We start from the raw sequence: 6,482 nt of genomic DNA on the forward strand, positions 1-6,482 counted from the left end.
CCGCGCTGCTGGCGGCCGCCGTGGCCGGGGGTTGGCTGTGGTGGCGCCGCGGGCGCACCCGGGGCGGGGACGCGGTCCTGCTGGACCGGGACCTTCTGCGCACGCCGGGCGTGCGGACCGCGGCGGTGGTGGCCGGCGCGTTCTACTTCTGCGTCACCGGGTCGCTGTTCCTGCTGCCGCTCTACCTCCAGCAGGTGCACGGCATGCCGCCGGCCGTCTCGGGCCTCGCGGTCCTCCCCGTCAGCCTGGCCGTGGCCGCGGCCGCCCTGGTCTCCGGGCGGCTGATGAGGACCCGCGGACCGCGCCCGCTGCTGGCCGCGGGCCTGCTGCTCACCGCCGGCGGCGTGCTGCTGTGGTGCGCGGCGGGGGAGCACAGCCCGTACCTCGGACCGGTGCTGGCCGGCCTGGTCGTCACCGGCATCGGGCAGGGCCTGGCCTTCCCCGCCATCACCGTCACCGGTCTGCGCGAGGTGCCGGACCAGGCCCACGGCACCGCCTCGGCGGTCACGGCCACCGCCCTGCAGATCGGCAGCGGCATCGGCCCCACCGTCCTCGCCGGCGTCGCCCAGAGCGTCGGCGCGGCGGGCCACGGCGAGCTGTCCCTGGGCGGCCACCACCTCGCCTACGCCGCGGCGGCCCTACTCCTGCTGCTCGTCGGCCTCCCGGCCACGGCCCGTCTCGGCAGGCGGGGCGGCTGACGGTGCCACGGTGCCGGGCGCCGAGTGCCGGGTGAACCCGAGGGGAAGGCCCCGCCCCAGCGCGGTGAAGTCTCGGTGGTCGTGACCCGGGATTTGCATGAACCAGTCAACAGGGTTGTCCGTCAGTGCTATGTTACCCGGCGGTTCGAGAGTCCGTGCGACGACTCCGAGCTGTGCGTCCCGCCACAAGTCACCACTGCCCCAGCACCGTTGACCCCGAAGGGACCCTCCACGTGACCGTGCGCAAGCTGACGCTGTCAGCCGCGGCGACAACCACCGTGCTCCTCCTCTGCGGCGCCGCCCTCACCGGGGCGGCGGCCTCACCGGCCGCCGCGAGCACCACCGCGACCACCTCGACCACCGCGCCCTCGACCACCGCGCCTGCCGCGCCCACCGACCCGTCCGCCTCGTCCGCCGACCCGAGCACGTCGGCGACACTGGCGCCCCCGACGTCCGGCACGGCCGCGGCCACGGTGGCGGCCCCGGCGCAGGGCAGCGCGCCGGCGACCGCCACCACCGCTCCCGTCCTCGCGCTCTCCTCCTTCGACCCGGGCACCGGCACCGCCGTGCTCGCACCGGCCACCGCCGGTCCGCAGTCGCTGTCCGCCCAGGCCACGGCCGCTGACGCCGCGTCCGCCGTCCAGCCCGGGCAGCTGATCGACAGCCCGCCCACCCCGGCGGCCCCGCACGGCGCGCTGGTCGCCGTCACCGGTGTGCAGTCGACCGCCGACGGGAAGGTGGCCGTCACCACCCGCCCGGCCACCCTCCCCGAACTGCTCGGCGGCACCAGCACCAACCTGCGCAGCGCCGTCAGCCCGAGCAGCTTCGAGGTCCACCCGCAGATCGGCGGCGTCAAGGTCGTCACCGACTTCGGAGCGACCTCCGGCCAGGGCTCCGTCTCCGGCAGCCTGGGGCTGAGCGCCGACGCCACCGTCCCGCTGCCCGACGGCAGTTCGGCGAAGCTGTCCGGCTCGGTCTCGCTCCACCCGGCGATCGACTTCTCCTACCAGGGCGGCCTCGGCCTCATCGACCCCCAGCAGGCCCGGGTCGGCTTCACCCTGGGCGCGCACGCGGACTGGCGGGTCAGCGCGAACCTCACCGCGAGCACCGGGCCGGTCCGGATCCCGCTGGCCACGTACAGCGCCAGCCCCGTGGTGATGGTGGGCCCGCTGCCCGTCGTGATCAACCTGGCCTTCACCCTCTCCGCCGACGTCAGCGCCGACGGCACCGTCACCCTCGACGCCGAGCAGGCCTACGACGGCCAGTGGGGCGTCCACTCCGACTACGTCAAGGGCCCGGGCTGGACCACCACCACCGACCCCGGGAACTCCACCGTCTCCCCGCTGCGCCTCGACCTGAGGGGCTCCGCCTCGGCGAAGGCCGGCCTGCTCGCCGAAGGCTCGATCGCCCTGTACGACACGGTCGGCGTGAAGGCCTCCATCGAGCCGTACCTGCGGGCCGCCGTCAACGGCTCCGTCGTCCTCGACGGCACCAGCACCACGCCGACCGTCAACGGCACGGCCGCCCTCTACGGCGGACTCGACATCAACGGGGCGCTGATGGCCCGGCTCGCCATCCTCGGCACCCCGATCCTCGAGGCCGACCTGCCCTTCCTCGCCTTCCACCGCGAATGGCCGCTCGTCTCGGTGGGCGCCGGACAGTCCCCGGTGCCCCTGGTGAACTGGACCGCGCTCAGCGCCGGGCCTGTTCGACGACAACCGCTCCGCCTACCTCAAGACCCGGCCGGACTGGGACCCGCGCGCGCTCAAGGCCTCCTGCCCGGACGGCACCCGGCTGATCGGCCTCAGCCACGGCGGCGACAACGGCCTGTGCACGGACGTCACGAAGCCGGACCTCTGGGACGCCGGCCACGCGTACGTCGTCGACCACGGCGGCACCTACGTGACCACCGACTGGGCACCCGGCTACGCCAAGGCCCAGTGCCCGGCCGGCTCCGTCCTCACCGGCTACAGCCGCAACGGCCGCACCATGGGCGCGCTCTGCGCCAAGTCCGCAGCCCCGCTGGGGACATCGACCCGCACGCTCTGGTTCGACAAGGGCGACAACCGCCCCGCCGCAGCCGCCGGCGGCGACTTCTCCTACGGCTTCGCCAAGGGCCAGTGCGCCAACGACGAGGTCGCCGCGGGCCTGGCCTACACCCAGCCCTGGTGGCAGCTCTGGGCGGCCCGACCCTACGCGCTGCTCTGTCAGAAGCTCGCCTGACGGTGAGGACGTGACGTGGTGATGCCCGCCGGGGCATCACCACGTCACACCGCTGTCCTGTGTCCGGGGCGGGCGCGACCATCACGGTGATCGACATGTACGGCAAGGTGGTCTCCCTCAGCCCGGAGAAAGAGGGAGGGACGGAGATGGCGATCTCCTACAGCCTCGACCTGGTGACCACATGGACCACGGCCGAGGTCGCCCGGAGCCTCACCGACGCCGCCCGGCCGATGCGGCTCTTCGACGCCACCGCAAGCGTCGACACCCTGCTCGGAGACGGCGCGCTCACCGAGCACGGCACCTGGATCCGGGTGACCCCTTGCAGGCCCACTCCCTGGGGGGACCCGCGGATCGGCGGCCGCGTCTTCACCCCGACCGTCTCGGTAGCGTTCCGGCTGGGCAAGCACACCGACATCCCCGGCCAGCAGGACGACATGACCCGCCTGACCGACGGCCTCCTCGCGCAGGTGCCCGGTGACGCGGTCCTGCACCTCGACTACGAGGACGTCTGGCTGGTGCGCCAGGACGGCGTGCTGGCCCTCAGCGAGAACTCCGACGCGTGGCCGCCGAACCGCCTCGCCGCCCTCCCGGGGCCGTACCGCCGCCGGACGCACGAGTTCACCGACTGGGACTGAACCCCGTGGGATCGAACTGAAGGAGTGCCATCGCTCCAGGGGGCACAAAAGCGCCCGAAGACCACACGGGAGGGCCCAGCCGCAACCAGCGGCCGGGCCCTCCCGTCGTGTCCGGGTGCCGTCCGGGCGTCAGCCGCTGTTGGCCCGGATCCAGTCGACGTAGCTTCCGACACGGGTGAAGACGTCGGGGTAGCCGGACTGTCCGCACGGGGCGCCCCAGGAGGCGATGCCGACCAGGGTGCCGTTGGAGGTGAGGGGGTCGCCGCCGTCGCCCTGGCAGGTGACGTTCGCTCCTCCGGCGCAGAGCGAACTCGCGAAGATGAACTGGCCGGTGGAGCCGTACTTCGCTCTGCAGGTATCCCGGGAGACGACAGGGACGGTGAGGCTCTCCAGGACGGTGTTGGTGGCCCGGGTGGTGGTGATGCCCCAGCCGGAGACGGTGTCCTGCGAGCCGGGCGCGGCGTCGCTGCCCTGGGCGGGCAGGGTGACGGGCTGGGCGTCGGCGCCGTACTGGATGGGAGCGGCGAGTTCCAGCAGGGCGATGTCGTTCTCGTGGGGGAACAGCGGGTTGTAGGCCGGGTGGTCGATCACCCGGTCCACGGGGACGACGGTGCCGCCGGAGGTGTCGTCCAGGGAGCCGTAGCGAATCGAGTACCCGGTCAGGACGAGCGGGTCGAGGCAGTGCGCGGCGGTCACGACGTGGGTCTGGTCGATGATGGTGGCGCCGCAGTCGAGGCCGCCGTCAGGGTTCTGCAGCACGACTTCGTAGGGGATCTGCCCGAACGCCACCGGTGTGCCGCCGATGACGGCGGCCGCGGGGCAGGCCTGTGCGGCCACGAGGCCCGCGGCAGCCGCGAGCACCGCCACGGCCCGTGCCACCACCCTCCTCCCCGCCGCACTCCTTGCCGCTCTCCCCGTTCTGCGATCCCGTCCGTCACCGGGGGTGACGTTGCCTGCGCTGTGCATCTGATGCCTCTTCCACTCCGCTGGGGTGGCGCGCTGCCACCGCACCCAGGCGTTCCCCGTCGGATTTGCGGCCACCACGTCCTCACCCGTAGGGCTCATGGGCGAGCCTCGGCACGGTGCCACGGGGCTCGACGAATACCGGTTGTCGAACCTGTGTCGGGTGGGTTCTACTCGCGTGGCGCAAGCGTCCGTCCGCTCACACCAGAGCCAGCCAAGGGGTGTCTGTTGAACGATGTTCCGGATCTCGGGCCGATGCCCCAGCGGATCACCGTCAGTGCCGAACAGGCGGGGAGGCTCGTGGCCGAGCAGTTCCCGCAGTGGGCCGCACTGCCTGTGACGGCTGTGGAGAACGGCGGCTGGGACAACCGGACCTTCCGCCTGGGCGAGGACATGGTGCTCCGCCTGCCCAGCGCGGAGGAGTACGCCCTGGCCGTGGAGAAGGAGCACCGTTGGCTGCCCGAGCTGGCAGCCGCTCTCCCGCTGCCGATCCCGGTGCCGCTGGCGAAGGGGAGTCCTGGTGCGGCCTACCCGTTCGCGTGGTCGGTCTACGGGTGGATCGACGGCACGCCCGCGACGTTCGAGTCGGTCGTCGATCCGATCGGCTTCGCCGGGGGCCTGGCCGACTTCGTCGCCGCGTTGCGGGGCGTCGATGCCTCGGAGAGGCCGCAGCCCGGCAAGCACAACTGGTTCCGTGGGGCGACGCTGCGGACGTACGAGGCGCAGGTGCTCGGTGCGCTGGACGGGCTGCGCGGCCACGTCGACGTCGCGTCGGCACACGAGCTGTGGACCCAGGCGCTCGCGGCGCGGTGGGACGGGGCCGACGTCTGGTTCCACGGCGACCTCGCCAAGGGAAACCTGCTCCTTGAGGACGGACGGCTCGCCGCCGTCATCGACTTCGGTACGTGCGGCGTGGGGGACCCGGCTTGCGACCTCGCGATCGCGTGGACCCTGCTCTCGGCCGACGGCCGCGACCTGTTCCGGAGGCGGCTGGGCGTCGACGACGCCACGTGGGCGCGCGGACGCGGCTGGGCGCCATGGAAGACGCTCGTCTCGTGCGCCAACAGCCTGGGCGAGGACGGCGCTGACGCCCGTGACGCGCGCCGCGTGCTCTCGGGGATCCTCGCCGATCGGGGCTGAGGGGCCGTAGGGGTCGTAGGGGCCGTAGGGGCGCGCTGGAAGACAGCGCGCGGCGGGCGGCGGGCGGCCGTCAGACGGGCGGGTTGGGGCGGGTGAGGCCGCGGTCGTAGGCGAAGATCACGGCCTGGACGCGGTCGCGGGCGCCGATCTTGGCCATGACGCGGCTGACGTGGGTCTTGACGGTCGACTCGGCGAGCACGAGGCGGCTCGCGATCTCGTTGTTGCTCCAGCCCTGGGCGACGGCGACGAGGATCTCGCGCTCGCGGTCGGTGAGGGCGTTCAGGCGGCTGTCCTCGACGGGGGCGGCGCCCGGCGGTCGGGTCGGCAGGTGGTGGGCGTACGCGTCGAGGAGGCGCCGGGTGATGGCGGGGGCGACGACGGCGTCGCCGACCGCGACGGCGCGGATCCCGGAGAGCAGCTCCTCGGGGCGGGCGTCCTTGAGGAGGAAGCCGCTGGCGCCGGCCCGCAGGGCGGAGTGGGCGTACTCGTCGAGGTCGAAGGTGGTCAGCACGAGGACGCGGGAGCGGCCGCCGGTGGCGACGATCCGGCGGGTGGCCTCGATGCCGTCCATGCCGGGCATGCGGATGTCCATCAGGACGACGTCGGGCCGCAGGTCGGCGGTGAGCCGGACGGCCTCGGCGCCGTGGGCGGCCTCGCCGACGACCTCGGTGTCGGGTTGGCTCTCCAGCAGCATGCGGAAGCCGTACCGCTGCAAGGGCTGGTCGTCCACGATGAGGAGGGTGGTCACGCGGGGCCGCCTGTCGGGTCGGGGGTGAGGTCGAGTACGGCCTCCACGGTCCATCCTGCCCCGGGCCCGGGGCCC

At 73.4% G+C, this 6,482-nt stretch carries 6 protein-coding genes; 4 read left to right on the forward strand and 2 right to left on the reverse strand.

From position 1 onward, the window contains the following. The 3 genes from AE652_RS04275 to AE652_RS04300 form a co-directional block, all read left to right on the forward strand. On the forward strand, positions 1-698 hold a 698-nt coding region (locus AE652_RS04275; RefSeq protein WP_049649763.1), incomplete at its 5' end, for an MFS transporter. Between the two features lie 233 nt (positions 699-931). Further along, on the forward strand, positions 932-2,935 hold the full coding sequence (locus tag AE652_RS46150; RefSeq protein WP_159028346.1) for a hypothetical protein: 2,004 nt from the start codon (positions 932-934) through the stop codon (positions 2,933-2,935). Positions 2,936-2,980: 45 nt separating this feature from the next. Further along, positions 2,981-3,556 carry a SitI3 family protein gene (locus AE652_RS04300; protein ID WP_049649768.1) on the forward strand — a complete coding sequence of 192 codons (576 nt, stop codon included), beginning with the start codon at positions 2,981-2,983 and terminating at the stop codon, positions 3,554-3,556. A 129-nt stretch (positions 3,557-3,685) separates the two neighbouring features. Here AE652_RS04300 and AE652_RS04305 read toward each other — a convergent pair whose 3' ends face one another. Beyond that, positions 3,686-4,435, reverse strand: a complete 750-nt coding sequence (locus AE652_RS04305) for a serine protease (RefSeq protein ID WP_159028347.1) — start codon at positions 4,433-4,435, stop codon at positions 3,686-3,688. Between the two features lie 339 nt (positions 4,436-4,774). On the opposite strand from AE652_RS04305, the gene AE652_RS04310 reads away from it, so the two are divergent. Next, the gene (locus AE652_RS04310; RefSeq protein WP_082345227.1) at positions 4,775-5,659 is read left to right on the forward strand and encodes an aminoglycoside phosphotransferase family protein; all 885 of its coding nucleotides are present in this window, start codon (positions 4,775-4,777) and stop codon (positions 5,657-5,659) included. Between the two features lie 70 nt (positions 5,660-5,729). Here AE652_RS04310 and AE652_RS04315 read toward each other — a convergent pair whose 3' ends face one another. Further along, the gene (locus AE652_RS04315; RefSeq protein ID WP_049649771.1) at positions 5,730-6,407 is read right to left on the reverse strand and encodes a response regulator transcription factor; all 678 of its coding nucleotides are present in this window, start codon (positions 6,405-6,407) and stop codon (positions 5,730-5,732) included. Positions 6,408-6,482 lie beyond the last annotated feature (75 nt).

It is taken from the genome of Kitasatospora sp. MY 5-36 (assembly GCF_001182915.1).
In the GTDB taxonomy this organism is placed as follows: Bacteria; Actinomycetota; Actinomycetes; order Streptomycetales; family Streptomycetaceae; genus Kitasatospora.

What these genes read in the sequence shown, in the direction of transcription:
- AE652_RS04310 (WP_082345227.1), top strand. Translation starts at nt 4,775, where the DNA reads ATGCCCCAGCGGATCACCGTCAGTGCCGAACAGGCGGGGAGGCTCGTG.